Origin of the sequence: Methylobacterium sp. CCH7-A2 (genome assembly GCF_001557075.1) — a bacterium.
Classification (GTDB): domain Bacteria; phylum Pseudomonadota; class Alphaproteobacteria; order Rhizobiales; family Beijerinckiaceae; genus Allobosea; species Allobosea massiliensis.
In genome coordinates, this window is record NZ_LSKN01000308.1 from 123,059 (window position 1) to 147,588 (window position 24,530).

General features: G+C 68.7%; 25 protein-coding genes and 1 riboswitch. Of the genes, 7 read left to right on the top strand and 18 right to left on the bottom strand.

Translation table 11 applies throughout. The annotated features are described in order from the left end of the window. Positions 1-21 precede the first annotated feature (21 nt). Positions 22-1,419: an MATE family efflux transporter gene (locus AX750_RS24245; protein WP_066721054.1), complete on the bottom strand. Its 1,398-nt coding sequence runs from the start codon at positions 1,417-1,419 to the stop codon at positions 22-24. A gap of 185 nt (positions 1,420-1,604) precedes the next feature. On the opposite strand from AX750_RS24245, the gene ispH reads away from it, so the two are divergent. From ispH to rnhA, 3 genes are read left to right on the top strand one after another with little or no spacing between them, the layout of a single operon-like run. Then, entirely contained in the window at positions 1,605-2,570 is a 966-nt protein-coding gene (ispH, locus tag AX750_RS24250) for a 4-hydroxy-3-methylbut-2-enyl diphosphate reductase (RefSeq protein ID WP_197426617.1), read from the top strand. A gap of 12 nt (positions 2,571-2,582) precedes the next feature. Next, positions 2,583-3,548, top strand: a complete 966-nt coding sequence (locus AX750_RS24255) for a homoserine kinase (protein ID WP_066721059.1) — start codon at positions 2,583-2,585, stop codon at positions 3,546-3,548. After that, complete coding sequence (gene rnhA / locus AX750_RS24260; RefSeq protein ID WP_066721062.1) at positions 3,545-3,991, top strand: ribonuclease HI; 447 nt, start codon at positions 3,545-3,547, stop codon at positions 3,989-3,991. The genes AX750_RS24255 and rnhA overlap by 4 nt, the downstream gene beginning before the upstream one ends. 16 nt (positions 3,992-4,007) lie before the next feature. On the opposite strand, the gene AX750_RS24265 is transcribed toward rnhA, so the two are convergent. The 5 genes from AX750_RS24265 to AX750_RS24285 form a co-directional block, all read right to left on the bottom strand. After that, positions 4,008-4,514 carry a YqhA family protein gene (locus tag AX750_RS24265; protein WP_066721065.1) on the bottom strand — a complete coding sequence of 169 codons (507 nt, stop codon included), beginning with the start codon at positions 4,512-4,514 and terminating at the stop codon, positions 4,008-4,010. A 77-nt stretch (positions 4,515-4,591) separates the two neighbouring features. Further along, entirely contained in the window at positions 4,592-5,050 is a 459-nt protein-coding gene (locus AX750_RS24270; RefSeq protein ID WP_066721068.1) for a GNAT family N-acetyltransferase, read from the bottom strand. 210 nt (positions 5,051-5,260) lie between these two features. Then, a complete protein-coding gene (locus AX750_RS24275) occupies positions 5,261-5,815 on the bottom strand; it encodes a sugar O-acetyltransferase (RefSeq protein ID WP_066721071.1) in 555 nt (184 codons plus the stop codon). Positions 5,816-5,976: 161 nt separating this feature from the next. Then, positions 5,977-6,462, bottom strand: coding sequence for a peroxiredoxin (locus AX750_RS24280; RefSeq protein WP_066721075.1), 486 nt, complete (start codon positions 6,460-6,462; stop codon positions 5,977-5,979). 51 nt (positions 6,463-6,513) lie between these two features. Continuing rightward, positions 6,514-7,374 (bottom strand): protein-disulfide reductase DsbD domain-containing protein, encoded by an 861-nt coding sequence (locus AX750_RS24285; RefSeq protein ID WP_066735426.1) that lies wholly within the window; start codon positions 7,372-7,374, stop codon positions 6,514-6,516. Positions 7,375-7,519: 145 nt separating this feature from the next. Between AX750_RS24285 and AX750_RS24290 the strand changes: the two genes are divergently transcribed. Further along, on the top strand, positions 7,520-8,131 hold the full coding sequence (locus tag AX750_RS24290; RefSeq protein WP_066721081.1) for a YqgE/AlgH family protein: 612 nt from the start codon (positions 7,520-7,522) through the stop codon (positions 8,129-8,131). Positions 8,132-8,223: 92 nt separating this feature from the next. Here AX750_RS24290 and AX750_RS24295 read toward each other — a convergent pair whose 3' ends face one another. From AX750_RS24295 to coxB, 12 genes are all read right to left on the bottom strand, one after another. Continuing rightward, a complete protein-coding gene (locus AX750_RS24295; RefSeq protein WP_280939925.1) occupies positions 8,224-11,040 on the bottom strand; it encodes an EAL domain-containing protein in 2,817 nt (938 codons plus the stop codon). Positions 11,041-11,252: 212 nt separating this feature from the next. Then, on the bottom strand, positions 11,253-11,852 hold the full coding sequence (locus tag AX750_RS24300) for a GNAT family protein (RefSeq protein ID WP_066721192.1): 600 nt from the start codon (positions 11,850-11,852) through the stop codon (positions 11,253-11,255). Between the two features lie 4 nt (positions 11,853-11,856). After that, positions 11,857-13,206: a pitrilysin family protein gene (locus tag AX750_RS24305; protein ID WP_082735045.1), complete on the bottom strand. Its 1,350-nt coding sequence runs from the start codon at positions 13,204-13,206 to the stop codon at positions 11,857-11,859. Next, the gene (thrC, locus tag AX750_RS24310; RefSeq protein WP_066721086.1) at positions 13,203-14,618 is read right to left on the bottom strand and encodes a threonine synthase; all 1,416 of its coding nucleotides are present in this window, start codon (positions 14,616-14,618) and stop codon (positions 13,203-13,205) included. Before thrC ends, AX750_RS24305 begins: the two co-directional genes overlap by 4 nt. Positions 14,619-14,892: 274 nt before the next feature. Then, the gene (locus tag AX750_RS24315) at positions 14,893-15,660 is read right to left on the bottom strand and encodes an SURF1 family cytochrome oxidase biogenesis protein (RefSeq protein ID WP_066721089.1); all 768 of its coding nucleotides are present in this window, start codon (positions 15,658-15,660) and stop codon (positions 14,893-14,895) included. Then, complete coding sequence (locus AX750_RS24320) at positions 15,657-16,031, bottom strand: DUF983 domain-containing protein (RefSeq protein WP_066721092.1); 375 nt, start codon at positions 16,029-16,031, stop codon at positions 15,657-15,659. The genes AX750_RS24315 and AX750_RS24320 overlap by 4 nt, the downstream gene beginning before the upstream one ends. 65 nt (positions 16,032-16,096) lie before the next feature. Then, entirely contained in the window at positions 16,097-16,954 is an 858-nt protein-coding gene (locus tag AX750_RS24325) for a cytochrome c oxidase subunit 3 (protein WP_066721095.1), read from the bottom strand. A gap of 50 nt (positions 16,955-17,004) precedes the next feature. Next, positions 17,005-17,619, bottom strand: coding sequence for a cytochrome c oxidase assembly protein (locus AX750_RS24330; RefSeq protein ID WP_066721098.1), 615 nt, complete (start codon positions 17,617-17,619; stop codon positions 17,005-17,007). Then, complete coding sequence (locus tag AX750_RS26670; protein ID WP_197426618.1) at positions 17,619-17,789, bottom strand: hypothetical protein; 171 nt, start codon at positions 17,787-17,789, stop codon at positions 17,619-17,621. The genes AX750_RS24330 and AX750_RS26670 overlap by 1 nt, the downstream gene beginning before the upstream one ends. Then, positions 17,786-18,733 carry a heme o synthase gene (locus AX750_RS24335; protein WP_066721100.1) on the bottom strand — a complete coding sequence of 316 codons (948 nt, stop codon included), beginning with the start codon at positions 18,731-18,733 and terminating at the stop codon, positions 17,786-17,788. Before AX750_RS24335 ends, AX750_RS26670 begins: the two co-directional genes overlap by 4 nt. Positions 18,734-18,874: 141 nt before the next feature. Then, positions 18,875-20,506, bottom strand: a complete 1,632-nt coding sequence (ctaD, locus tag AX750_RS24340) for a cytochrome c oxidase subunit I (RefSeq protein WP_066721103.1) — start codon at positions 20,504-20,506, stop codon at positions 18,875-18,877. A gap of 91 nt (positions 20,507-20,597) precedes the next feature. Beyond that, positions 20,598-21,383 carry a cytochrome c oxidase subunit II gene (gene coxB, locus AX750_RS24345; protein WP_245282511.1) on the bottom strand — a complete coding sequence of 262 codons (786 nt, stop codon included), beginning with the start codon at positions 21,381-21,383 and terminating at the stop codon, positions 20,598-20,600. A 493-nt stretch (positions 21,384-21,876) separates the two neighbouring features. Between coxB and AX750_RS24350 the strand changes: the two genes are divergently transcribed. The 3 genes from AX750_RS24350 to gcvT all read left to right on the top strand — a co-directional run bounded on the left by AX750_RS24350 (position 21,877) and on the right by gcvT (position 24,521). Next, positions 21,877-22,386 (top strand): invasion associated locus B family protein, encoded by a 510-nt coding sequence (locus AX750_RS24350; RefSeq protein ID WP_066721106.1) that lies wholly within the window; start codon positions 21,877-21,879, stop codon positions 22,384-22,386. Further along, entirely contained in the window at positions 22,383-22,991 is a 609-nt protein-coding gene (locus tag AX750_RS24355) for a hypothetical protein (RefSeq protein ID WP_066721109.1), read from the top strand. Before AX750_RS24350 ends, AX750_RS24355 begins: the two co-directional genes overlap by 4 nt. Positions 22,992-23,102: 111 nt before the next feature. After that, a riboswitch (glycine riboswitch) is annotated at positions 23,103-23,202 on the top strand. Between the two features lie 161 nt (positions 23,203-23,363). Then, positions 23,364-24,521 carry a glycine cleavage system aminomethyltransferase GcvT gene (gcvT, locus tag AX750_RS24360; protein WP_066721113.1) on the top strand — a complete coding sequence of 386 codons (1,158 nt, stop codon included), beginning with the start codon at positions 23,364-23,366 and terminating at the stop codon, positions 24,519-24,521. Positions 24,522-24,530: the final 9 nt, after the last annotated feature.

Here is a 24,530-nt window from a genome sequence, read left to right on the forward strand (position 1 = left end):
GCAAGCCGTGCCCGGTGTTCGTCAGCCGCCAGCGGAGCGTCGCTCGAGCCGGGAGATGCCGCGATAGGCGAAGACCAGCGCCACGATGCCGAAGACGACGGCCCCGAGCGCGGAGCCGACCAGCGCCCCCTTCGGCCCGGCATAGTGCGCGCCGACCCAGGCCAGCGGGATCGTGCCCAGAGTCGCCCGCCCCCAGCTGAACAGCGTCGAGAGCAGCGGCATGCCGAGATTGTTGAAGGCGGCGTTGGCGACGAAGAGCAGGCCGACGAAAATCCACATCGGCCCGACGACGAGGCAGAAGAACATCAGCAGTTCGCCGGTCAGCCCGGTCGCGCCGAAGGCGGCCGCGATCGGCGCCCGCAGCAGGGCCAGCGCCACCCCCGAGACGACGACGCAGCCGATCGCGAACTGCGCCGAGGCGGTGAGCCCGGCGCGCATCCGGTCGAAGCGTCCGGCGCCCCAGTTCTGCGCCAGGATCGGCCCGACCGCCCCGGTCAGCGCGAAGAGGACGCCAAAGGCGACGGGCACGAGCCGGTCCATGATCGCCAGTGCCGCCATCGCTCCGTCGCCGAAGCGGGAGAAGATGCCGGCGAAGACGGCGTTGGCGATCGGATTGGAGAGATTGGTCAGGATCGCGGGGCCGGCGATGGCCATGGTGGCGGCGCTATCGCGGCGCACACCGGCGAGGTTCGGGCGAGCGACGATGTCGTGCACGCGCACCGCCCCATGGAACCCGGTCGCGACGATGACGACGCGTGAGATCACGATCGCCCAGGCCGCGCCGTCCGGCCCGAGCCCGAACCCGAAGATCAGCAGCGGGTCGAGCCCGGCCGTGGCGAGGCCGCCGCCCAGTGTCACGAACATGGCGCGGCGCGCATCGCCGACGGCCCGCAGCACGCCCGACAGTCCCATGCCGACCGCCATCAGGACGTTGGACGGCAGTACGATCCACAGGAAGGAGAGCGCGACGCGGTAGGATTCGTCATGGGCGCCGAGCAGGCGCAGCAGCGAGGGCAGGGCGGGCAGCGCGATCGCCGTCAGGGCCAGCGCGGCGAGTGCCATCAGCACCAGCGTCGAGCTGGCGATGCGCCGCGCCGCCTCGCGCTCGCCGGCGCCGAGCGCCCGGGCCGTCAGGGCGGAAACCGCGATCATCAGCCCGATATTGATCGAGATCATCAGGTAGAGGACGATCGTCGCGAAGCCGACGCCGGCGGTGGCCTCGGGGCGTCCGAGCCAGGAGACGTAGAGCAGCGAGAGCAGATCGACGACGAAGATCGCCATCAGCCCGATCGCGCCGGTCCCGGTCATCACCGCGACATGGCGCATCAGCGAGCCGCTGACGAAGACGGCCGTCTGGGGCGGGCTTTGGTGATTCACGGGCGCAGCCTGCTGGCGGAAGCGCTCGGTGCGGCAGAGCATGCGGCTGGCATGGCGCGTCGACGGGCTCCGGCCGAGGGTGGCGGTCTGCGGGGATCGGTCGCCTTCTCTAGGCGCTCCCGTGTCGGCAGGCGAGGGCCATCGCCGCCGCATGCCGATGCCGGCCGCCTTTCTTGACATCGCCCGCGCCACGCCGAAAGAAGACCGCTGTCCAACCGGAGCCCCGCGTGACCAAGCCGCCGCTCGATATCCTGCTCTGTGCCCCGCGCGGCTTCTGCGCGGGCGTCGTGCGCGCGATCGACGCGGTCGAGAAGGCGCTGACGCTGCATGGCGCGCCGGTCTATGTCCGCCACGAGATCGTTCACAACAAATACGTGGTCGAATCGCTGAAGCGGAAGGGCGCCGTCTTCGTCGCGGAGCTGTCGCAGGTGCCGGATGCGACGCGGCCCGTGATCTTCTCCGCCCATGGCGTCGCCAAATCCGTGCCGGCGGAGGCGAATGCCCGCAATCTCTTCGCCATCGACGCGACCTGTCCGCTCGTCACCAAGGTCCATCGCGAGGCCGAGGTCCATCACAAGCGCGGGCGCCACATCCTGCTCGTCGGCCATGCCGGCCATCCGGAGGTGATCGGCACGATGGGGCAATTGCCGCCGGGCGCGATCACCCTGATCGAGACGCTCGAGGACGTCGCGGAGCTCACCCCCCCGGCCGGCCAGCCGCTCGCCTATGTCACGCAGACCACGCTCTCGGTCGACGACACGCGCGGCATCGTCGAGGCGCTCCAGGCGCGGTTCCCGGAGCTGATCGCGCCGCACAAGGAAGACATCTGCTACGCCACGACGAACCGCCAAGAAGCGGTGAAGCGCGTCGCTCCGCAGGTCGAGGCGCTGATCGTCGTCGGCTCGCCCAACTCCTCGAACTCGCAGCGCCTGCGCGAGGTCGCCGAGCGCGCCGGCTGCCCGGTCGCCCGGCTCGTTCTGCGCACGGACGAGATCGACTGGTCGGTCTTCGGGTCGATCCGCACGCTCGGCATCACCGCCGGCGCCAGTGCGCCCGAGGTGCTGGTCGAGGAGATCATCGACGCCTTCGCCGAGCGCTACGAGGTCCGCGTCGAGACCGTCTCGACCGCCGACGAGAACGTCTTCTTTCCGCTGCCGCGCGAATTGCGCGATGCGCCCGCAGCCGCCGAGTGAGCGAGCAGAGCTTTGGCCGTCTATACCGAAGTACCCGATGACGAGATGGCGGCATTCGTCGCGCGCTACGGCATCGGCGATCTCCTCTCCGCCAAGGGCATCGCCGAGGGCGTCGAGAACTCGAACTACCTGCTGCACACCACGCAAGGGTTCTACATCCTCACCCTCTACGAGAAGCGGGTGAACCCGGATGATCTGCCCTTCTTCCTCGGGCTGATGCAGCATCTGGCGGCACGCGGGCTGATCTGCCCGCAGCCGGTCAGCGACAGCCGCGGCGAGATGCTCGGCCGCCTCGCCGGGCGCCCGGCCGCCATCGTGACCTTCCTCGACGGGCTGTCGGTGCGCCGGCCGACCGCGACGCATTGCCAGGAGCTCGGCCGCGGGCTGGCGCTGCTGCACCAGGCCGGGGCCGATTTCGGCATGGAGCGGGTGAATGCGCTCTCCGTGCCCGGCTGGCGCCCTCTCGCGGAGCAGGCGGGTGCGGCCGCCGATACGGTGTCGGCGGGGCTGGCGGGACGCGTCGCGGCCGAGATCGCGGTGCACGAGGCCGGCTGGCCGGAAGGGCTGCCGCGCGGCGTCATCCACGCCGATCTCTTCCCCAACAACGTCTTCTTCCTGAAGAACAGGCTCTCGGGGCTGATCGACTTCTATTTCGCCTGCACCGATGCCTTCGCCTATGACCTCGCGATCTGCCTGAACTCCTGGTGCTTCGAGGCCGATGCCTCCTTCAACCTGACCAAGGGCCAGGCCATGCTCGCCGGCTATGAGAGCGTGCGCCCGCTGACGGAAGCCGAGATCGAGGCGCTGCCGCAGCTCTGCCGCGGCTCGGCGCTGCGCTTCCTGCTGACCCGGCTGGTCGACTGGCTCAACGTGCCGCCGGGCGCGCTGGTCAAGCCGCATGACCCGCTCGAATACGACCGCAAGCTCGCCTTCCACCAGCGCGTCGCCGATGCCCGCGACTACGGGCTGAGGCGATGAGCGACACCGTCGAAGTCTGGACGGACGGCGCCTGTTCCGGAAATCCGGGGCCCGGCGGCTGGGGTGTCATCCTCTCCTACAGGGGCACGCAGAAGGAGCTGTCCGGCGGCGAGGCGATGACCACCAACAACCGTATGGAGCTGATGGGGGCGATTGCGGCGCTGGAATCGCTGACGCGGCCCTGCACGGTCGCGCTGCACACCGACAGCCAGTATCTGCGCCAGGGCATCACCGCCTGGATCCATGGCTGGAAGAAAAACGGCTGGAAGACCGCCGATCGCAAGCCGGTCAAGAACGAGGAGCTGTGGAAGCGCCTCGACGCGGCGCTGAAGCAGCACAGGATCGAGTGGAAATGGGTCAAGGGCCATGCCGGCGACCCGATGAACGAGCGCGCCGACGAACTGGCCCGCGCCGGCATGGCGCCGTTCAAGCCGGGGCGGTGACCGCGGGCTAGCGCCCTCAATGCGTCTCGCTCTGCGGCCCGCTCGCCGCGCCGCCATGCGGCATCAGCTTCAGTGCGCCGGCGATGAGCAGGATCGCCGCCGGCAGGACGAGATAGCCGGGTTCGAGCTTGCTGTCGGCGGTGGCCATGTCGGTGGCGAAATCGACGATGAGATAGACCAGGATCGCCTGGCAGAAGGTGCTCTTCAGCTCCCCCATCTCGCTCGGGCGGATCCAGGAGGGCAGGTCGTCGCCCGCCGTGACGCGCTCCGCGAGGACGAAGCTCGCGATCACCTTGGCGCCGAGCAGGGTGATGATGACCGCGAACAGGCATTCGTCGATCGTCTTCATCACCAGCGAGATCGTGCTCTGGGCATGGTCGTTCGCCAGCATGGCGCGCGCCGCCGCCAGCAGATTGGTGCCGGCCTCGCCGAGCAGCACGAGCCCGCTGCCGATCATGCCGAGCGCCGCGAGCGCGATGATCGCCCGAAATGCCAGTCCCGCCGCCCGCATCGCCGTCTCCATCCCAGCCGCCTCGTCAGGCGCCGGAATCGGGATAGGGGCTGGCGCACGCTGCGTCCATGCCCTGCGCGCCGGACCTTTCAGCCGAGCGGCTGGCGATAGACGATGAAGCCGGACTTGTCGGCGATCTTGTCGTAGAGCGCCTGCGCCGGCAGATTGCTCTCATGCGTCTGCCAGTAGACGCGAAAGCACCCCTTGGCCTGCGCCATCTGCCGGACAGCCTCGATCAGCGCGCGCCCCGCGCCGGTTCCGCGCGCTTCGGGTGCGGTGAAGAGGTCCTGCAGATAGCAGATATCAGCCTCGCGCCAGGTGGTGCGGTGGATCACCCAATGGACGAGGCCGATCAAAGTGCCCTCGCGCTCCGCCACAAAACCGCCCATCGGCTCGCGGCCGCCGGTCAGCCGGGCGAAGGTGACGTCGTCGGTCCCGGCCGGCAGCGTCGCCTTGTAGAAGGTCAGATAGCCCTGCCAGAGCGGGTCCCAGCCGGCGCGGTCGGATCGGGCGAGGGGGCGGATGGTCAGGGCGGTCAGGGCGGTCATGGCAGGCTCCGGCGATCTCGGCGAAGCCTAACGCCGCCCCGCCGGGCTGTCTCATGACGAAGCGAGATCGGATCGATCAGGGCGGGGGCGTGGGATGGCGCCACGTGGCGACCAGCGCCTCTTGCCTTCCCTTTTGTCAGTCGTGACCTCGTCGAGGCAGTCATGCGTCGCGCGCTCCCGCCGCGAATGACGAGAGAGGTCAATGACCCGTCAGGCCTTGCCGCGCGGTCGGGCTGGATTGCCCATGACGGTCGTCCCTGCGGAGACGTTGCGGGTGACGACGGCCCCCGCTCCGATGATGGCATCATCCCCCACCGTGACCCCCGGCAGGATCAGCGCGCCGCCACCGATCCAGACATTCGCCCCGATAGTGATGGGGAGTCCGCTCTCGACCCCGGCGCGCCGAAGCTCGGGATCGCGCGGATGGTCGGCGGTGAGGAACTGCACGCCGGGTCCGACCTGCGTCAGGGCGCCGATCACCACGGGAGCGACGTCGAGGATGACGCAGTTGAAATTCAAGAAGACGCCATCGCCGAGAGAGATGTGCTGGCCGTAATCGCAATGGAAAGGCGGACGCACGACGGCGCCTTCGCCGACATGAGCAAACAATTCGCGTAGCATCACCCGCCGCTCGTCGGGTGATGCCGCCAGGGTGGTGTTGTAGCGGACCATCCACGCGCGGGCACGCTGGGCATCCGCCTGGAGTTCCGGATCACCGGGCCGGTAGGCTTCGCCCGCCAGCATCTTCTGCTTTTCGCTTCTCACAATCGATCACTCCCGCCAGGCCACCGGAACGGCAGCAGCTTCCTGCGACGACGTTAGCCGATAGACGCTGCGGCGCCTCAGGCGGATCCCCCCTCCCACCCAGCAAAAAGCCCGCGCCATCCTTGCGGACGACGCGGGCTCGATGAGGGAAGCGCCTCGGCTCAGAGCTGGGCGAGCAGGGCTTCGGCGCCGGAGATGTCGGCCTTGCCGGGTCCGTCCTCGACGTTCAGCTTGTCGACGACGCCGTCCTTGACGATCATCGAGTAGCGCTGCGAGCGGGTGCCCAGGCCAAAGCCCGAGCCGTCCATCGAGAGGCCGATCGCCTTGGCGAAATCGGCATTGCCGTCGGAGAGGAATTCGATCAGCCCGGCGCCGCCGGTCGCCTTGGCCCAGGCGTCCATGACGAAGACGTCGTTGGTGCTGGTCACCATGATCGCGTCGACATTCTTGGCCTTGATCTCGGCCGCCTTGGCGATGAAGCCCGGCAGGTGATTCTTGTGGCAGGTCGGCGTGAAGGCGCCGGGCACGGCGAAGAGCACGACGGTCTTGCCGGCGAAGAGCTCGTCGGTGGTCTTGGCCACCGGTCCCTCGGACCCCATGAGCCGGAACGTCGCCTGCGGAAGCTTGTCACCCACCTTGATGGTCATCGCGCCTGTTCTCCGTGAAGGCCCTGCGGCAGCTGCCGCCCGGCCAACCGATTAGGGCTTGGCGGCGGGGATGTCGAGGTCGAGTCGCGTCTCGATCGCGGCGGGCTTGCCGCGCACGGTGATGATAAAGGGGATCGGCCCCGCCGCGCCCTTCGGCCGGTCGACGATGCGAAGCAGCGCCAGCGTCGTGCCGTCCGGCTGGAGGCTCAGTGTCGGCTTGCCGAAGGACCACATCCCGGCGCCCTCAATGAAGACATCCTCGACCTTACCCTCGGGAGGGGCCTGCAGCACGAGGCGCAGGCCGGGCTCGATCGCGCCCTCGTCGAGCTTCGCCTCGAGGACGGAGATCCTCGTCTTCTGGGGCCCGAGCTTCACCGGCGCCGGCACGCGTGCCTCGAAGCGCTCCAGCCGCGGCGAGGTCACCGCGGTGACGCCGGGCTCGAGCCAGAGCCGCGCCTCGCCCTTCACGGGGATGCAGATCTTCTCGCAGACGGCATAGTCGAGCTTCAGCACCAGCATCACCGGCTTGGCCGGATCGGCCGGCTGCACCGAGACGGGGATCACGACCTCGCCGACATAGCCGAGGGAATGGCCGTTCCCGTCCTCGAAGCGCTCGGGCGCCGGCCAGCGCACGTCGAGCCCGCCGATATTGGTCGATCCGCTCCAGTCGAACACGGGCGGCACGCCGAAATCGCCGGGGCTGCGCCAATAGGTCTTGTAGCCCGGCGCCATCAGGATCTCGACGCCGACGCGCTGCTTGCCGGAGGCGGCGGTCGCGCCGGCGATGAGACGCAGCGACGCGTGGTCACCCTTCGACCAGGGCGACATCGCCGCTTCCTGAGCGAGGGCGGGCGTCGCCAGCGCGGCGGCGAGCACCGCGAGGAGGGTGAGAAGACGTTGCACAGCAGACATTTATGAGACCTAGCCGCGAATTGCGACAAAATCCGCCATGCCGGCACGAACAATCGCGTGATCCTGACGCGAGCGGTCGCAAAGAGACGCTGCCGCAACGCGAAGCCTGTTTCCAGCGCCGCCGGATTTGATTTAGCATGGCGTCATGAAGATCGGCTCGAACCAGCGCCTCAGCGGCCGCAGCTATCTCGACGGGCAGTGCCTCATCGCCATGCCCGGCATGGCCGATACGCGCTTCAGCCGCAGCGTCGTCTATGTCTGCGCCCATTCCGAGGATGGGGCGATGGGCATCATCGTCAACAAGCCCGCCGCCGATACGCGTTTTCCCGATCTTCTCGTCCAGCTCGACGTCATCCCCTCCGAGGAGCTGATTCGGCTGCCGAGCCAGGCCGAAAAGCTGCAGGTGCTGCGCGGCGGCCCGGTCGAGACCAAGCGCGGCTTCGTGCTGCACACGGCTGATTTCTTCCTCGAATCGGCGACGCTGCCGATCGATGACGGCATCTGCCTGACTGCGACGCTCGACATCCTGCGCGCCATCGCTATCGGCAGCGGGCCGGAGAGCGCGGTGCTGGCGCTGGGATATGCCGGCTGGGGCGCCGGCCAGCTCGAATCCGAGATCCAGGCCAATGGCTGGCTGCATTGCGCCGCCGACCCCGCCCTGCTGTTCGACGACGGCGTCGAGACGAAATACGCCCGCGCGCTTGGCAAGATCGGGATCGATCCGGCCTTCTTGTCGAGCGAGGCTGGGCACGCCTGAGGCCATCCGCCGCTTTCAGGCGAAGGGCAGCGCAGAGCCGGGATCCGGTTTCAAGTCCTGCCGGGCTCGGACCGGGACATGACGCCCGCTCCTTATGCCGCCTCGCTGGAGTTCGCAGCCGCCGCGCCCATCAGCCGTCGCGCTTCCGCCGCGCTCATCGGCTGGCCGAAGATGTAGCCCTGCGCATATTGGCAGCCGAGCTGGTAGAGCTCGATCGCATCCGACTCGGTCTCGGCCCCTTCCGCCACCACATCCATGCGCAGGTCGGCGGCGAGCTGGACGATCGAGCGCAGGATCACCGGTGGCTTGCCGCTGCCCATCTGCCTGACGAAGCTCTGGTCGACCTTGATCGTGTCGAAGGGGAAGCGCTGCAGATAGGACAGCGAGGAATAGCCGGTGCCGAAATCGTCGAGCGAGAGGCCGGCGCCGAGATCGCGGATGCGCGAGAGCATCTGCGCGGCATATTCCGGGTTCTCCATCACCAGGCTCTCGGTGATCTCGAGCTTGAGCGTGCCGGGCAGGATGCGCCGGCGAGCCAACACGGTCTTCACGTCGTGCAGCAGGTCGTGGCGCAGCAGCTGCCGGCTCGAGACGTTGACGCTGGCGAAGATCGGAGGATCGACCTCGAGCGCCGCCTGCCAGGCTTCGAGTTCGCGGGCCGCGCGGTCCATCACATAGACGCCGAGATCGACGATCAGCCCGGTCTCCTCGGCGATGGAGAGGAAATCAGCCGGCATCAGCCGGCCTTCGCGCGGGTGATCCCAGCGCACCAGCGCCTCGAACCCGGCGATTGTGCGGTCTTCCAGCCGCACGATCGGCTGGTACATGACCTGGATCTCGCCGCGCTCGATCGCCCGGCGCAGATCGCTCTCCAGCGCCAGCCGGTCGTTGCGGTCGGTCCGCATCGCCGGCACGAAGACCTCGATCTTGTTGCCGCCCTGGCGCTTGGCATGGGCCATGGCGAGTTCGGCGTTCTTGAGTGCGTCGTCCTTGCGCGCCGCTGGCGCGGGATCGAACAAGGCGAGCCCGACCGAAGGCGTCAGCAGGATCTCGCGCTCGGCGAAGGTGATCGGCGTCGAGACGGCGCGGCGCACGAGTTCGGCCAGCGCCAGGATGCGCTCGGGGTCGCGCTCGGACACCAGGATCATCGCGAAGGTGTCGCCGCCGATGCGCGCCAGCGTGTCCTGCGCCCGCAGCAGCCGCCCGAGCCGGCGCGCCAGCGTCAGCAGGATTGAATCGCCCGCCGAGAAGCCGACCGATTCGTTGACCTGCTTGAAGCGGTCGATGTCGATCACCAGCACGGTCGGGCGGATGCTCTCATCGGCACGGCAGAAGCCGAACACGGCCGAAAGCCGGTCCTGGAACAGCTTGCGGTTGGGCAGGCCGGTGAGGTTGTCATGCACGGCGTCGTGCAGCATCCGCTCCTGCGCCGTGCGCTGCTCGGTGACGTCGGCGAGCGTGCCGATGACGCGGACCACCTCGCCGTCGGAGCCGATCACCGGCCGCGCCTTCAGGTTGAACCAGTGGTAGTTGCCGCCGGCCGCCCGCAGGCGCAGGTCGAGATTGAGCTTGCCGCGGCGCTGCTCCAGCACCGCGTCGAGCGAGACGCGATAGCGGTCGCGGTCGGCGACATGCATGTGCTCGAACCAGCGCGAGGCCGAGCCTTCGAGCGCGCCGCGCGGCAGGCCGAGCAGCGTCTCGATCTGCGGCGAGACGAAGATCTTGTCGGCGCTGACGTCCCAGTCGAAGACGAGGTCTCCCGAGCCGGACAGCGCCAGCGCACGGCGCTCCGTATCCGAAACCAGCCCCTGCGACAGCCCGCTGCCGGCAAAGGCGTGCTGGATCACGGTGAAGCCGATCAGCAGCACGATCAGCACCAGCCCGCCGAGCAGCGCCGGCGCGACCAGATCGCGCTGGAACTGGCCGGTCACCGTGAAGCCCGCCGCGGTCACCCAGACCGCGAGTAGGAACCAGGTCGGGATCAGCATCACCGCGCGCTCATAGCCATGGGTGGCGAGATGCAGGATCAGCACGAAGCCGACCGCCGCCACGGCCGCGATCGAGATGCGCGCGATGCCGGACGCCATCGGCGCATCGACGACGGCCAGCCCGACCAGCGCCGCCAGCCCCAGCATCCAGACGATGGTGACGTGGCTGTAGCGCACATGCCAGCGCGCCAGGTTGAGATAGGCGAAGAGGAAGACGAGCAGCGTCGCAGCCAGCACCACCTCGGCGCCGGCCCGGTAGATCCGCTCGATCGCGGGCGTCAGCGGGAAGATGCGCTGGAAGAAGCCGAAATCCAGCCCGGCATAGGCCAGCACCGCCCAGGCCAGCGCCGCGGCGGCCGGGAAGATCACCGCCCCCTTGACCACGAAGATGATCGTCAGGAACAGCGCCAGCAGGCCGGCGATGCCGATGATGATGCCCTTGTAGAGCGTCAGCCCGTTGGTCTTCTGGCGATAGGCCTCCTGCTCGTAGAGATAGAGCTGCGGCAGGTTGGAGGATTTCAGCTCGGCGACGAAGGTCACCGTCGTGCCGGGGTCGAGCGTGATCAGGAAGACGTCGGCATCGGGGCTGGCCTCGCGATCCGGGGACAGCCCCTGGCTCGCGGTCACGGCCTCGATGCGGCTGTCGCCGAGATCCGGCCAGATCACGCCCGAGCCGATCAGCCGATGGAAGGGCGCAACCAGCAGCCGGTCGATCTGCTCATCGGAATCATTGGTCAGCGCGAAGACGATCCAGTCCGGCCGCGCGCCCGATTCGCGCGCCCGCACCGCGATGCGGCGCACGATCCCGTCGGGGCCCGGCGCGGTCGAGATCTGGATGACGTCGCCATCGGACTTGTTGCGCTCGACGACATTGGTCAGGTCGAGCACCGGCGCGTCGACGGGCACACGGACCGCTTCCACCGCGGCGGCCGGGGCGGCTGCGGCGAGAACGAACCAGAGCGCGAGCCCGGCGACGGCGAGGCCGAAGCGGAGGCATCGGTCGGTGAGGGTCAAGCTGCGCTCGTATCTGGATCGGGGAACGGTCATGCGGCGTCGGGAGCCAGTCCTATCGGCGGCTCGTGGCGAGGACAAGGCATGGTCGCCCCGGCCTCCCCAGCCTTCGCCGTGCCGGCTCATCGTCCCTCGCCCGGCAGCCGGTCGCTGGCGAGCGCGGCATAGAGCAGATGATCGGCCCAGGCGCCGTTGATGCGCAGATAGGAGCGCGCCAAGCCTTCATGCCGGAATCCGACGCGCTCGAGCAGGCGCCGCGAGGGCTCGTTGTTCGGCAGGCAGGCCGCTTCGACGCGGTGCAGCGCCAGTTCCTGGAAGGCGAAGCGCAGCGCGCCGCGCACCGCCTCGCTCATATGGCCCTTGCCGGCATGGCGCGCGCCCATCCAGTAGCCGAGCGTGCAGGCCTGGGCGACGCCGCGCCGCACCAGCCCGAGCGTCAGTCCGCCCAGCAGCATCTCGCTGCGGGCATCGAGCACGAACAGCGAATACGCCTCGTCGGACGCGATCTCGCGCGCCGCCCGCTTGACGCGCAGGCGGAAGGAGTTGCGCGTCAGGTCGTCCTCGTTCCAGACCGGCTCCCAGGGCGTCAGGAAGGCGCGGCTCTCGATGCGCAAGAGCGACCAGGCCGCGTAGTCCGAGGCCTGCGGCGCCCGCAGGATCAGGTTCTCGGTCCGGATCAGCGGGCGTGTCGGCGGCTCGGTCGAGAAGCGGAACAGCGCCATGGCGTCACGCGCCCGCCCGCGCCGCATGTTTGAGCGCCTTGGCCGGCGGCAGGCCCTTGAGCGGGCCGACTGCCGCCACCGTCGGCTGGTGGCCGAGCAGAGAGCGCCCCGCAGCGCGGACATCCTCCAGCGTCACCGCATCGAGCCGCGCCGCCAGCTCCTCGCGCGGAATCGCCCGGCCGAACAGCAGCACCTGCCGCGCCATCTGGTCGAGCTTGCCGCCGGGGCTTTCGAGCGAGGCCAGCAGCCCGACCTTCATCTGCGCCCGCGCGCGGGCGACCTCGGCCTCCGTCGTGTCCTCCGCCGCCTGCCGCAGGCAGGCGAGCGCGACCTCGATCAGCTCGCCCACATCCTCCGGCGCCGTGCCGGCACCGATGCCGAAGACGCCGCAATCGGAGAAGGGCCAGTGGAAGGCGTCGATCGCATAGGCGAGCCCGCGCTTCTCGCGCACCTCCTGGAACAGCCGCGAGGAGAGGCCGCCGCCGAGCACTGAGGAGAAGATCTGCAGGGGATAATGCGCGCCGTCCTTGAAGGCTTGGCCCGGGAAGCCGAGCACGAGATGGACCTGCTCCTCGTCGCTGCCGACGCGCGCCTCGCCGCCGCGATAATGGCCCTCCTCGCGGGCGGGCGGCGTAGCGGGACTGGCGGGGAGGGCGGCGAGATGCTGCTCCGCCAGCGCCACCAACTGCCCATGATCCACCGCGCCGGACGCCGCCAGCACCATGTTGCCGGCATGGTAATGCCGCGCGAGATAGGCGCGGATCGCGTCGGGGGTGAAGCTCTTCACCGTCTCGGCGGTGCCCAGGATCGGCCGGCCGAGCGGCTGGTCCGGGAAGGCCGCCTGCAGGAACCGGTCATAGACGAGATCGTCCGGCGTATCCTGCACGGCGCCGATCTCCTGCAGAATCACACCCTTCTCGCGCTTCAGCTCGTCCTCGCTCAGCGAGGAGGCGGTCAGGATGTCGGAGAGGATGTCGACCGCCAGCGGCAGGTCGGAGCCGAGCACGCGGGCGGTGTAGCAGGTGTATTCGACCGAGGTCGCGGCGTTGAGATCACCGCCAACGCTCTCGATCTCTTCCGCGATCTGCAGCGCGCTCCGACGCGCCGTCCCCTTGAAGGCCATATGCTCGAGCAGATGGGCGAGCCCGTGCTCATGGGGCAGCTCGTCGCGCGAGCCGGCGCCGATCCAGATACCGAGCGAGACGGTGGCGGCATGGTCCATGCGCTGCGAGACGATGCGCAGGCCAGACGGCAGCGTGGTCAGCCCGACGGAGGGGTCATGCGCGCCGCGCACCCCGCTGGCTGCGACCTCGCCCGTCTCGGCCGGGCCGGCCGCGCTCATCTCCGCGCTCATGCCGCGGCGCTCCGCACCGCCCGCGCCTTGGCGCGCACGAAGGCCTCGATCGCGCTCTGGTCGTTGGGCAGCAGCGTGAAGCGCTCCTCGCGCTCCATCAGATCGCCGAGATGCGCCGGCAGAGCCGGCGTCACGCCGCTCGCCGCCCTCACCGCGGCGGGGAACTTGGCCGGGTGGGCCGTGCCGAGCACGACCATCGGCGTCGCCGGATCGCGCGCGAGCCCGCCGCGCGCCGCCGCGACGCCGACCGCGGTATGCGGATCGAGCAGATAGCCGGCCTCGCGCCAGGTGCGGCCGATCTCGGCCGAGGTCGCGGCCTCGTCGATGCCGGTGGCGTCGAACTCGGCGCGGATGGCGGCCAGCGGCCCCTCCGCGATCTCGAAGCGTCCCGATTGCTGCAGCGACTGCATCAGCCGGCGCACCGCGGCGCCGTCGCGGCCATGCGCCTCGAACAGCAACCGCTCGAAATTCGAGGAGATCTGGATGTCCATCGAGGGCGAGGTCGTGGCGTGCACGCCCTTCATCTCGTAGGCGCCGGTGGCGAGCGTGCGCGCCAGAATGTCGTTGCTGTTGGTACCGATCAGCAGCCGCTCGACCGGCAGGCCCATGCGCTTGGCGACGTATCCGGCCAGCACATCGCCGAAATTTCCCGTCGGCACGGCGAAGGAGACCTTGCGGCCGGGCGCGCCGAGCGAGACGGCCGAGGTGAAGTAATACACCACCTGCGCCGCGATGCGGGCCCAGTTGATCGAGTTCACGCCCGACAGTCCGATCTCGTCGCGGAAGGCGTGATGGTTGAACAGCGCCTTCACCAGATTCTGGCAGTCGTCGAAGGTGCCCTCGACCGCGACCGCATGGACGTTGTCGGCCTCGACCGTCGTCATCTGCCGGCGCTGCACGTCCGAGACGCGGCCCTGCGGATAGAGGATGAAGACATCGACCCGCTCGAGGCCCTTGAAGGCGTCGATCGCCGCGCCGCCGGTGTCGCCCGAGGTCGCGCCGACGATGGTGGCGCGCTCGCCGCGCAGCTTCAGCACATGGTCCATCAGCCGCCCGAGCAGCTGCATCGCCACGTCCTTGAAGGCGAGCGTCGGGCCGTGGAAGAGCTCCAGCACGAAGAGATTGTCGCCGATCTGGTTGAGCGGGCAGACGGCCGGGTGCCGGAAGGTGGCATAGGCCTCGGCGATCATCGCCGACAGCGCCGACCCCTCGACATCGCCATCGGCCAGCGCCCCGACGATCCGCTCGGCGACGTCGGCATAGCTGCGGCCGGAAAAGCCGGCGATCTCACTGGGCGTCAGCGCCGGCCAGGCCTTGGGCACATAAAGCCCGCCATCGCGGGCGAGCCCGGCCAGCAGCGCATCGGAGAAGGAGAGGGCGGGAGCCTCCCCGCGGGTGGACACATGCAGCACGGCGTCTTGTCTCGGTGATCTGGCGTGATGTCGGCGTGAGGACAGCTATAGGCCCGCCGGGCGGCGAGGGCAAAGCCTTGAACGCGATAGCGGTCGAACTGTTCGAAGCACTCAGCAGTCGCCAGCTCTGGCCGTCATCCTGGGCGACCGGAGGTCGACCGGGATCCATCATAGAGCAGCGTCGATCCCCTAGGATGGATCCCGGACTGCGCTGCTGCGCGGCTCGTTCAGGATGACGGCCTATTGTGACGGGCGCGACCTCTCAACCGATGTCCTAGCCCTTCCTGCGCCCCTGCCAGGCAAACGCCGCGAACACCCCGATCAGCGTCAGCGCCAGCCCGAACCAGGTCAGCGCGTAGGAGAGGTGGTTGTCGGGGATGCGGGCGATCAGCTCCTTCGCATCGACGCCGGCCGGGGGCGTCAGCCCGTCGCCCTGGCGCTCGGCCTCGAGATAGAATGGTGCGGCTGCCCCGATGCCGAGCGAGGCGGCGATGGCGGCGGGGTCGCGGGTGTAGAATTCGCGCTGCGCCGGCAGGTCGGCCGGCGTGAAGGAACCGCGGGCCTCGGCTGCGCGCAGGAAGCCGGTGACCGTCGCCGGTCCCGAGGCCGGCTTGATCTCGCCGAGGCGCCCCTCCGGCACGAAGCCGCGATTGACCAGGATGACGCCGCCATCGTCGAGCCGGAAGCCCTGGAAGATCCAGCGACCGAAGCCGGCGAGCTGGCGCGTGCCGCGCTCCCCGGCGGCGATGGTGGTGCGGACCCCGGCGAAGCCGTCGATGAAGGTCCCCCGAGCGCTCACCCGCGTCAGGTCGAGGGCGGCGGGGTCGAGCGCAGCCCAGCTCGCGGCTGGCGGCATGGCGGCGGGCGCGCCGGCCGCCTGCGCGGTCAGGCGCTCGATGAAGGCGCGCTTCTCGCTCATCCGCGCGATCTGCCAGCTGCCGAGCGAGCACAGGATCGCGACGCCGAGAATCGAGAGCAGCGCTGGCCAGAGCAGGCGCGGACGGCGCGGGGAGGGGGCAGCCGAGGGGGCGGTCTCGCTCACTGTTCGCGCCTGCCTTCCTGCGCCTTGTGGACATATTGCAGCGCCACCGCGAGGCCCTTCATCGGCCGCAGCAGGGCGAGGCAGACGATCACCGCCAGCGGCAGCCAGATCACCAGATGCAGCCAGATCGGCGGCTCATAGGCGATCTCGACCGCCAGCGCCGCGCCCAGCACAGCGAAGCCCGCGATCAGCATGATGAACACGGCCGGCCCGTCCGCCGAATCGGCGAAGCTGTAATCGAGCCCGCAGGCCGCGCAGCGCGGCCGCACCTTCAGGAAGCCCTCGAACAGCTTGCCTTCGCCGCAGCGGGGGCAGCGGCCCTTGAGGCCGGTCGAATAGGGCGAGGGCAGGCTGGGCTGGTCGTCGGCCATGGCGGCCTCCTGAAAAGCGAAAGGCGGCCGAGGCCGCCTTTCCAGGGTTCTGATGGCGGCTTGCCTCAGTGCGCGCCGGGCGTGCCCGCCGCCCAGACATAGATCGCGGCGAAGAGGAACAGCCAGACCACGTCGACGAAGTGCCAGTACCAGGCGGCGAACTCGAAGCCGAGATGCTGCTGCGGCTTGAAGTGGCCGAGATAGGCCCGGTACAGGCAGACGGCGAGGAAGATCGTGCCGATCACCACATGCGCGCCGTGGAAGCCCGTCGCCATATAGAAGGTCGCGCCATAGATGTGGCCGCTGAAGGCGAAGGCGGCGTGCGAATACTCGTAGACCTGGCAGGCGGTGAAGAGCACGCCGAGGATCACGGTCAGCCACAGGCCCTGCTTCAGGCCCTTGCGGTCGCCGTGGATCAGCGCGTGATGGGCCCAGGTCACGGTCGTGCCCGAGGTCAGCAGGATCAGCGTGTTGAGCAGCGGCAGGTGCCAGGGGTCGAAGGTCTGGATGCCCGTCGGGGGCCAGACGCCGCCGGTGAACTCCTTGCGGGTGTAGTTGATCGCCTCGCCGGCAAAGAGGCTGGCGTCGAAGAAGGCCCAGAACCAGGCGACGAAGAACATCACCTCGGAGGCGATGAACATCAGCATGCCGTAGCGGTGGTGCATCTGCACCACGCGGGTGTGGTGGCCCTCCTTCTCCGCCTCGCGGACGACGTCCATCCACCAGGAGAGCATGGTGTAGAGCACGCCGAGCAGGCCGATGCCGAAGACGAGCGGGCCGAGCTTCATGCCGCCCAGCGTCATCGCCTTCATCCACATCACCGCGCCCGTCGCCATGACGGTCGCGCTGATCGAGCCGACGAGAGGCCACGGGCTCGGATCGACGAGGTGGTAATCGTGGTTCTTGGTATGGGCCCCGGCCATCTACAGTCTCCGCGTCCGGCTTTTTGCAGCGCTCGTTACAGCGCAAGTCTCTACAGGTTCGTCTTGCCCGCGTCATCCTTGACGGGGTTGCCCCCGCCCTGGGCCAGCGGCTGCCCCGATTTCGAGGCGAAATAGGTGTAGGAGAGGGTGATCGCCTTCAGCCCGTCGAGTTCGCGCTTATCGGCGATCTCGGGGTCGATGTAGAACACCACCGGCGCCTCGAGGCTTTCGCCCGGCTGCAGGGTGTGCTCGGTGAAGCAGAAGCACTGGATCTTGACGAAGAAGGCCGCGCCCTTGTCGGGGGCGATGTTGTAGCTCGCGATGCCCGTTGTCGGCCGGTCGGTCCGGTTGGTGATCTTGTAGAACACCGTCTTGGTCTCGCCGACCCGAAGCTTGATCTCGGAGCTCTCGGCCTCGAACTTCCATCCCAGCCCCGGCGCGACGTTCGCGTCGAAGCGCACCGACATCGTCCGGTCGAGAATCTTGCCCGCCGCGGCGGTGCCGATCTTCGGCGTGCCGCCGAAGCCGGTCGCACGGCAGAACATGTCGTAGAGCGGCACGGCCGCGAAGGAGAGGCCCGTCATGCCCATCACCACGCCGGTACAGATCAGCGCGGTGCGGCCGAGGTTCTGGGGGCGTTGCGGGGCTGAGGCGGGCTTGTCCATCACAGCGGCCTGTTGAGAATGGCGGGGCCGGTCTTCACCAGCGTCACGACGAAGAAGAACACCACGAGCCCGCCCAAGACGAGGGCGAGCGCGATCGAGCGGCGACGGCGCCGGGCCATGTCCTCCGGCGAGAAGGCGGCCGGCGGCGTCTGCTTCTGCGGCGCGCTCATCCGATCACCTTCGGCAGCGCCCACATCAGCCCGAGGCCGTTCTCGACCAGCAGCACGGCGAACAGCCCGAAAAGATAGAGGATCGAGAAGCCGAACAGCGACCAGCAGGCCTTGGTGGCGGCCTCGCCCTCGGTCCGGCGCCAGACGCGCAGCGACAGCACGATCATCGCCAGGCCCGTCGTCACCGAAACGACGAGATAGGCCAGCCCCGCAAAGCCCATCAGGGCCGGCAGAACGGCGACGGGGGCCATGAGCAGCGTGTACAGCACGATCTGGCGGCGCGTCGCGGCCGGGCCGGCGACGTTCGGCATCATCGGGATGCCGGCGCGGCCGTAATCGGCCGCCTTGACGAGGGCCAGCGCCCAGAAATGCGGCGGCGTCCACAGGAAGATGATCGCGAACAGCACGATCGAATGGAGGCCGAGATCGCCCGTGACGACCGCCTCGCCGATCATCGGCGGGAAGGCGCCGGCGGCGCCACCGATGACGATGTTCTGCGGCGTCCAGCGCTTCAGCCACATCGAATAGACGACGGCGTAGAAGAAGATCGTGAAGGCGAGCATCGCCGCCGCCAGCAAATTGGCGACGAGGCCGAGCACCAGCACCGAGCCGATCGACAGCGTCAGGCCGAAGGCCAGCGCCTCCGAGGGCAGCACGCGGCCGGACGGGATCGGGCGCTTGGCGGTGCGCGACATCAACTGGTCGATGTCGGCATCGTACCACATATTCAGGCAGCCCGAGGCGCCGGCGCCCACCGCGATCGCCAGCAGCGAGGCAAACGCGATCACGGGGTGCACCGAGCCCGGCGCCGTCGCCATGCCGGCCATGGCGGTGATCACGACGAGCGACATCACCCGCGGCTTCAGCAGCGCGAAGAAGTCGCGCGCCTCGCCGGTCGAGGTCAGGGCAACGCCGTCGGTACGGGTCTCGAAGGCAGCAGACATCGGTTCGGTCGTCTTTGTCCTTGGCGACGCTGTCGAGCGCCGGGGGAAGCTTCGCGGCGGGGCCGCCCGTCTCCGGAACGCCGTGAGGGGGCGCTCGGGGGAAGGGCGGCGGCGGGCCTGAGGGCCCGCCGCCTGTGGTCTCTAGTGGTCCGAGCCGCTGATGCGGGGCAGCGTCTCGAACTGGTGGAACGGCGGCGGCGAGGACAGGGTCCACTCCAGCGTCGTCGCGCCTTCGCCCCACGGATTGTCGCCGGCGAGCTCCTTGCGGGAGAAGGCGACATACACGCCGTAGAAGAAGATCAGCAGACCGGCGGCGAAGATGTAGGAGCCGATCGACGACCAGAAATGCCACCCGGCGAAGGCGTCCGGATAGTCCACATAGTGACGCGGCATGCCGGCCAGGCCGAGGAAGTGCTGCGGGAAGAACAGCAGGTTGGCGCCGAAGAAGGCGACCCAGAAGTGCAGCTTGCCGATCCAGTCCGGGATCACATAGCCGCTCATCTTCGGGAACCAGTAGTAGAAGCCCGCGAAGATGCCGAACACGGCGCCCAGCGACAGCACGTAATGGAAATGCGCCACGACGTAGTAGGTCGCGTGCAGCGAGCGGTCGACGCCGGCATTGGCCAGCACCACGCCGGTCACGCCGCCGACGGTGAACAGGAAGATGAAGCCGATCGCCCAGATCATCGGCGCGGTGAAGCGGATCGAGCCGCCCCACATCGTCGCGATCCAGGAGAAGATCTTGATGCCGGTCGGCACCGCGATGACCATCGTCGCGAACACGAAGTAGCGCTGCGTGTTGAGCGAGAGGCCAGCGGTGTACATGTGGTGCGCCCACACGATGAAGCCGACGACGCCGATCGCGACCATGGCGTAGGCCATGCCGAGATAGCCGAAGATCGGCTTCTTCGAGAAGGTCGAGATGATGTGGCTGATGATGCCGAAGGCCGGCAGGATCATGATGTACACTTCGGGGTGACCGAAGAACCAGAACAGGTGCTGGTACAGGATCGGGTCGCCGCCGCCGGCCGGGTCGTAGAAGGTCGTGCCGAAATTGCGGTCGGTCAGCAGCATGGTGATGGCGCCGGCGAGCACCGGCAGGGCCAGCAGCAGCAGGAACGCCGTCACCAGCACGCCCCAGGCGAAGAGCGGCATCTTGTGCAGCGTCATGCCCGGCGCGCGCATGTTCAGGATGGTGGTGATGAAGTTGATCGCGCCGAGGATCGAGGCCGCGCCGGCGAGGTGAAGCGAGAAGATGCCGAAATCGACCGCCGGGCCCGGGTGGCCGGAAGAGGAGAAGGGCGGGTAGATCGTCCAGCCCGTGCCGACGCCATGGGCGCCGGGCGCGCCCTCCATGAACATCGACATGACGAGCAGCACGAAGGCCGCGACCGTCAGCCAGAACGAGATGTTGTTCATGCGCGGGAAGGCCATGTCCGGCGCGCCGATCATCAGCGGCACGAACCAGTTGCCGAAGCCGCCGATGACCGCGGGCATGACCATGAAGAAGATCATGATCAGGCCGTGGCCGGTGACGAAAACGTTGTAGCTCTGGCCGTTGGCGAAGATCTGCAGGCCGGGCTGCTGCAGCTCGATGCGCATCATGATCGAGAGGAAGCCGCCGACGAGGCCCGCCATGATCGAGAAGATCAGGTAGAGCGTGCCGATGTCCTTGTGGTTGGTCGACAAGAGCCAGCGGCGCCACCCGGTCGGGTGGGCATGGGCGTCGTCGTGATGTCCGTGGGCGGGAGCGTGCGGAGCCGCTGTTGCCATCGCCTTGGTCTCCTCGTGCGAAATCGCTTCGCGACAGTCGGTCAGATCGGGTGGTGCACGGGCCTGTCGGCCCGCGAGGGTTCTGGATGCGTCACTCGCCGGCGGCGGCGATCTTGCCGGCGGCGTCGCCGGCATTCGCGAATTTCTGCTTCGATTCGGCGAGCCAGGCGGCGTAGCGCTCCTGGCTGACGACGCGGAAGGCGATCGGCATATAGGCGTGGTTCTGTCCGCAGACGAAGGAGCACTGGCCGTAATAGATGCCCTCGCGATCGGCCTTGAACCAGGTTTCGTTCAGGCGGCCGGGGATCGCGTCGATTTTCACGCCGAAGGACGGCACGGTGAACTTGTGGATCACGTCCGCGGCGGTGACCTGCACGCGCACGATCTTGCCGACCGGCACGACCGCCTCGTTGTCCACAGCCAGGAGGCGCGGCGCCTCGGCGGCGGCGATCTTGTTGCCAGCGATCGCCTCGGCCCGCTGCTTCTCATCGAGCATTAGCGAATCGAAGGTGAAGGCGCCGCCATCCTGCGGATACTCATAGGACCAGTACCACTGCTTGCCGGTCACCTTCACGGTGATGTCGGCCGGCGGCACTTCCAGCTGCAGCTTCAGCAAGCGGAAGGACGGGATCGCGATCACGACCAGGATCAGGACGGGGATGACCGTCCAGGCCACCTCGAGCAGCGCGTTGTGCGTCGTCTTGGAGGGGGTCGGATTGGCCTTCTCGCTGAAGCGCCAGCAGACATAGATCAGCAGGGCCAGCACGAAGAGCGTGATCGCGAAGATGATCACGTTCAGCCAGTCGTGGAACCAGTGGATATAGGCGGCGACTTCGGTGACCGCGCCCTGCAGGTTGAGCTGCCAGGGGCTCGGCATGCCCGTGCCGGCGAGAGCGGCCTCCGGAAGCAGTGCCGCGGCGACGGCGAGGGCCGATGCGGCCAGTGTGGCTGGGGTCCTGCTCAGAAATCGCATCGATCCGACGTCGCTCCTCATCATGCCCCGCATGTCACCCGACGGCACGGATCCCGAGGGAAACGTAGTGACGGCCCAGCCATGCGCGGCGAGTGCGGCCGCGAGGCCGCCTTGCTCTTCGGGATTGCGATAAATCAAAGATCACGCTTGCGCCAGTGGGGCGATGCGAGGGGCCGGTGCGTCTCGTGCGGCATAATCGCGCGAGCCCGCCGCGGGCGCCCTGGCGCGGCGGGCGGCTGCCGCCTTGACAGGGCGGGGCCTGCATGGTCCCAACGCAGGCGTCCGGTCGCGAGCGGCGGCTCAATCGCGCTCGGGTCGGCATTTCGCCCGAATCCTCGTATTCGACGGGCGGGGATTGCGGATGCGGCGGGCTCGCCGCCTTGGAGGAATCGCAGGGATGGGTAGGATCATCGGACCTGTCTGCGCGGCGGCCCTCGCGCTCGCCGGCGCCGGGCTGTCGGGCGGGAATGCTCTGGCCCAGGGCGCAGTCAAGTCGACGCATGGCGACTGGCAGATGCGCTGTGAGGTGCCCCCCGGCGCAAAGACCGAGCAGTGCGCGCTGGTTCAGAATGTGGCGGCCGAGGATCGGCCCAATCTGACGCTCCTCGTCATCGTGCTGAAGACTGCCGATCAGAAGAGTCGGCTGCTGCGCGTCGTCGCGCCGCTCGGCGTGCTGCTGCCCTCCGGCCTCGGCCTGAAGATCGATGACAAGGACATCGGCCGCGCCGGCTTCGTGCGCTGCCTGACCACCGGTTGCGTCGCCGAGGTCGTCATGGATGACACTCTGCTCGGCCAGCTCAAGGGCGGTAAGAACGCCACCTTCATCGTATTCCAGACGCCGGAAGAGGGGGTGGGCGTGCCTGTCTCCCTCAACGGCTTCGGCCCCGGCGTGGAGACCCTGCCGTGAACGAGATGCTGCTTCGCCGCCCGAGCCTGCTGGCTCTGCCGTTCCTCTGCCTCGGCCTTGCCGGCTGCGGTTCTTCGGGCTCCTCGTCCGGCCAGCCGAGCACGCTGCAGACGCTCGGCAACGTCGTCATGTTCCAGTCGACGACGCCGCCCCCGCCCGATCAGCTGCCGAAGGATGACGAAGAGCAGCTGGTCTGCCCGGATGTGATCATCGCCGATGGCGGCGCCGCCCTGCGCGCCCAGTCCGGTCAGGACAGCGGCAGCCTGCGTCACCAGATCTCGATCCTCAACGTCGCCCGCGAATGCACGCCGACCGGCAATGGAGGCTATCGCCTGAAGGTCGGCGTCGAGGGGCGGGTCCTGCTCGGCCCGGCCGGCGGCCCCGGCACCTATGGCGCGACGCTGACCACGAGCGTCACCCGCGGCACCACGCAGATCGCCCGCCGCGCCGCCCGCGTCGGCGGCACCATCGCCTCCGGCCAGGGCGGCACCGACTTCTCGCATGTCGAGGACGGCATCGTCGTCCCGGCCGGCCGCGGCGATGTCGAGATCATCGTCGGCCTCGGCGGCGGTTCCGCCACCCCGGCGCGCTCGCGCCGGCGCTGATCGGCGAGCGCGGCGTCCCGGCCGCTGCAAAGAGTCGCGCGGCTTGCCTGTTAAGAAGGCAGCCGCTCGATTGACTAAGGCGCGCCGTCTTGTATCTGTGCCGACAGCCGCAACATCCCCGCGGAAGAGACCGGGTCCGGACTTGTTCGGCTCCGGCGCCGAAGGCGCAACCGCCCCGGAAACGCTCAGGCAAACGGACCGCGTGGGAACTGGCACTCTGGAAAGCGGCGGGGGCAACCCCGTCCACCGACGGGTGTAACCTGTCCGGCTCATGCGGCCGGCTCGGGGAAATCTCTCAGGTTCCAAGACAGAGGGGGCGCGCTCCGGACACATCCGTCCGGGGCCTGCGCTCGACTCTGGAAGGGGCCGTCGATGGATGCCGCTGTTGCCGATGCCGGGGCTTCGCCCGAGGCCGTCGTACTGAAGACCCCGCTTCATGCCCGCCATGTCGCGCTCGGTGCCCGCATGGTGCCCTTCGCCGGCTACGACATGCCGGTCCAGTACCCCTCAGGCATCCTGACCGAGCACAACTGGACGCGCGAAAAGGCCGGCCTCTTCGACGTCTCGCATATGGGCCAGTGCTTCCTGGTCGGTCCCGATCACGAGACCGCGGCGCGCGCGCTAGAGGCGCTGATCCCCGCCGATATCGTCAATCTCGCGCCGGGCAAGCAGCGCTACTCGCAGCTCCTGAACGAGGAGGGCGGCATCCTCGACGATCTGATGGTGACGCGCTCGATCGATCCCGACGAGGACGGCGCGCTCTATCTGGTCGTCAACGCCGCCTGCAAGGCGCAGGACTACGCCCATATCGAGGCGCGTCTCCCCGCCAATGTGAAGCTGATCCGCGCCGAGCATCGCGGCCTCATCGCGCTGCAGGGGCCAGGCGCCGAGGCCGCGCTGGCCGCGATCGCGCCGGAAGCCGCCGAGATGGGCTTCATGACCTCGCGCACCATGAAGGTCGCCGGCATCAAGGCCAATGTCAGCCGCTCCGGCTATACCGGCGAGGACGGATACGAGATTTCGGCCGCCGCCGCGAAGATCGGGGAGATCTGGGACACGCTGCTGCTCGATGCGACCGTCAAGCCGATCGGCCTCGGCGCGCGTGATTCGCTGCGGCTGGAGGCGGGGCTCTGTCTCTATGGCCACGACATCGACACCACGACCTCCCCGGTCGAGGCGGCACTGACCTGGTCGATCCAGAAGCGGCGTCGCGAGGAAGGCGGCTTCCCCGGTGCCGCGCGCATCCAGCGTGAATTCGTCGAGGGGGTCGGCCGCGTCCGCGTCGGCCTGCTGCCGGAAGGCCGCGCCCCGGCCCGCGAGGGCGCCGAGATCGCGACCCCCGAGGGCGAGATCGTCGGCAAGGTCACCTCCGGCGGCTTCGGCCCGACGCTGAACGCCCCCTGCGCCATGGGCTACGTCGCCAAGGCCCACAGCGCGCCGGGCACTCCGCTCCACCTGATCGTGCGGGGCAAGCCTCTGCCGGCCGTCGTGGCCGCGATGCCCTTTGTTCCCAACCGCTACAAGCGCTGAACCCGCTCC

Excerpts from the sequence above, each read along its gene's own strand:
- AX750_RS24245 (WP_066721054.1), bottom strand. The coding sequence starts at position 1,419 with ATGCTCTGCCGCACCGAGCGCTTCCGCCAGCAGGCTGCGCCCGTGAAT.
- rnhA (WP_066721062.1), top strand. The coding sequence starts at position 3,545 with ATGAGCGACACCGTCGAAGTCTGGACGGACGGCGCCTGTTCCGGAAAT.
- AX750_RS24265 (WP_066721065.1), bottom strand. The coding sequence starts at position 4,514 with ATGGAGACGGCGATGCGGGCGGCGGGACTGGCATTTCGGGCGATCATC.
- AX750_RS24270 (WP_066721068.1), bottom strand. The coding sequence starts at position 5,050 with ATGACCGCCCTGACCGCCCTGACCATCCGCCCCCTCGCCCGATCCGAC.
- AX750_RS24280 (WP_066721075.1), bottom strand. The coding sequence starts at position 6,462 with ATGACCATCAAGGTGGGTGACAAGCTTCCGCAGGCGACGTTCCGGCTC.
- AX750_RS24285 (WP_066735426.1), bottom strand. The coding sequence starts at position 7,374 with ATGTCTGCTGTGCAACGTCTTCTCACCCTCCTCGCGGTGCTCGCCGCC.
- AX750_RS24290 (WP_066721081.1), top strand. The coding sequence starts at position 7,520 with ATGAAGATCGGCTCGAACCAGCGCCTCAGCGGCCGCAGCTATCTCGAC.
- AX750_RS24300 (WP_066721192.1), bottom strand. The coding sequence starts at position 11,852 with ATGGCGCTGTTCCGCTTCTCGACCGAGCCGCCGACACGCCCGCTGATC.
- AX750_RS24305 (WP_082735045.1), bottom strand. The coding sequence starts at position 13,206 with ATGAGCGCGGAGATGAGCGCGGCCGGCCCGGCCGAGACGGGCGAGGTC.
- AX750_RS24320 (WP_066721092.1), bottom strand. The coding sequence starts at position 16,031 with ATGGCCGACGACCAGCCCAGCCTGCCCTCGCCCTATTCGACCGGCCTC.
- AX750_RS24325 (WP_066721095.1), bottom strand. The coding sequence starts at position 16,954 with ATGGCCGGGGCCCATACCAAGAACCACGATTACCACCTCGTCGATCCG.
- AX750_RS24330 (WP_066721098.1), bottom strand. The coding sequence starts at position 17,619 with ATGGACAAGCCCGCCTCAGCCCCGCAACGCCCCCAGAACCTCGGCCGC.
- AX750_RS26670 (WP_197426618.1), bottom strand. The coding sequence starts at position 17,789 with ATGAGCGCGCCGCAGAAGCAGACGCCGCCGGCCGCCTTCTCGCCGGAG.
- AX750_RS24335 (WP_066721100.1), bottom strand. The coding sequence starts at position 18,733 with ATGTCTGCTGCCTTCGAGACCCGTACCGACGGCGTTGCCCTGACCTCG.
- ctaD (WP_066721103.1), bottom strand. The coding sequence starts at position 20,506 with ATGGCAACAGCGGCTCCGCACGCTCCCGCCCACGGACATCACGACGAC.
- coxB (WP_245282511.1), bottom strand. The coding sequence starts at position 21,383 with ATGCCGAGCCCCTGGCAGCTCAACCTGCAGGGCGCGGTCACCGAAGTC.
- AX750_RS24350 (WP_066721106.1), top strand. The coding sequence starts at position 21,877 with ATGGGTAGGATCATCGGACCTGTCTGCGCGGCGGCCCTCGCGCTCGCC.
- gcvT (WP_066721113.1), top strand. The coding sequence starts at position 23,364 with ATGGATGCCGCTGTTGCCGATGCCGGGGCTTCGCCCGAGGCCGTCGTA.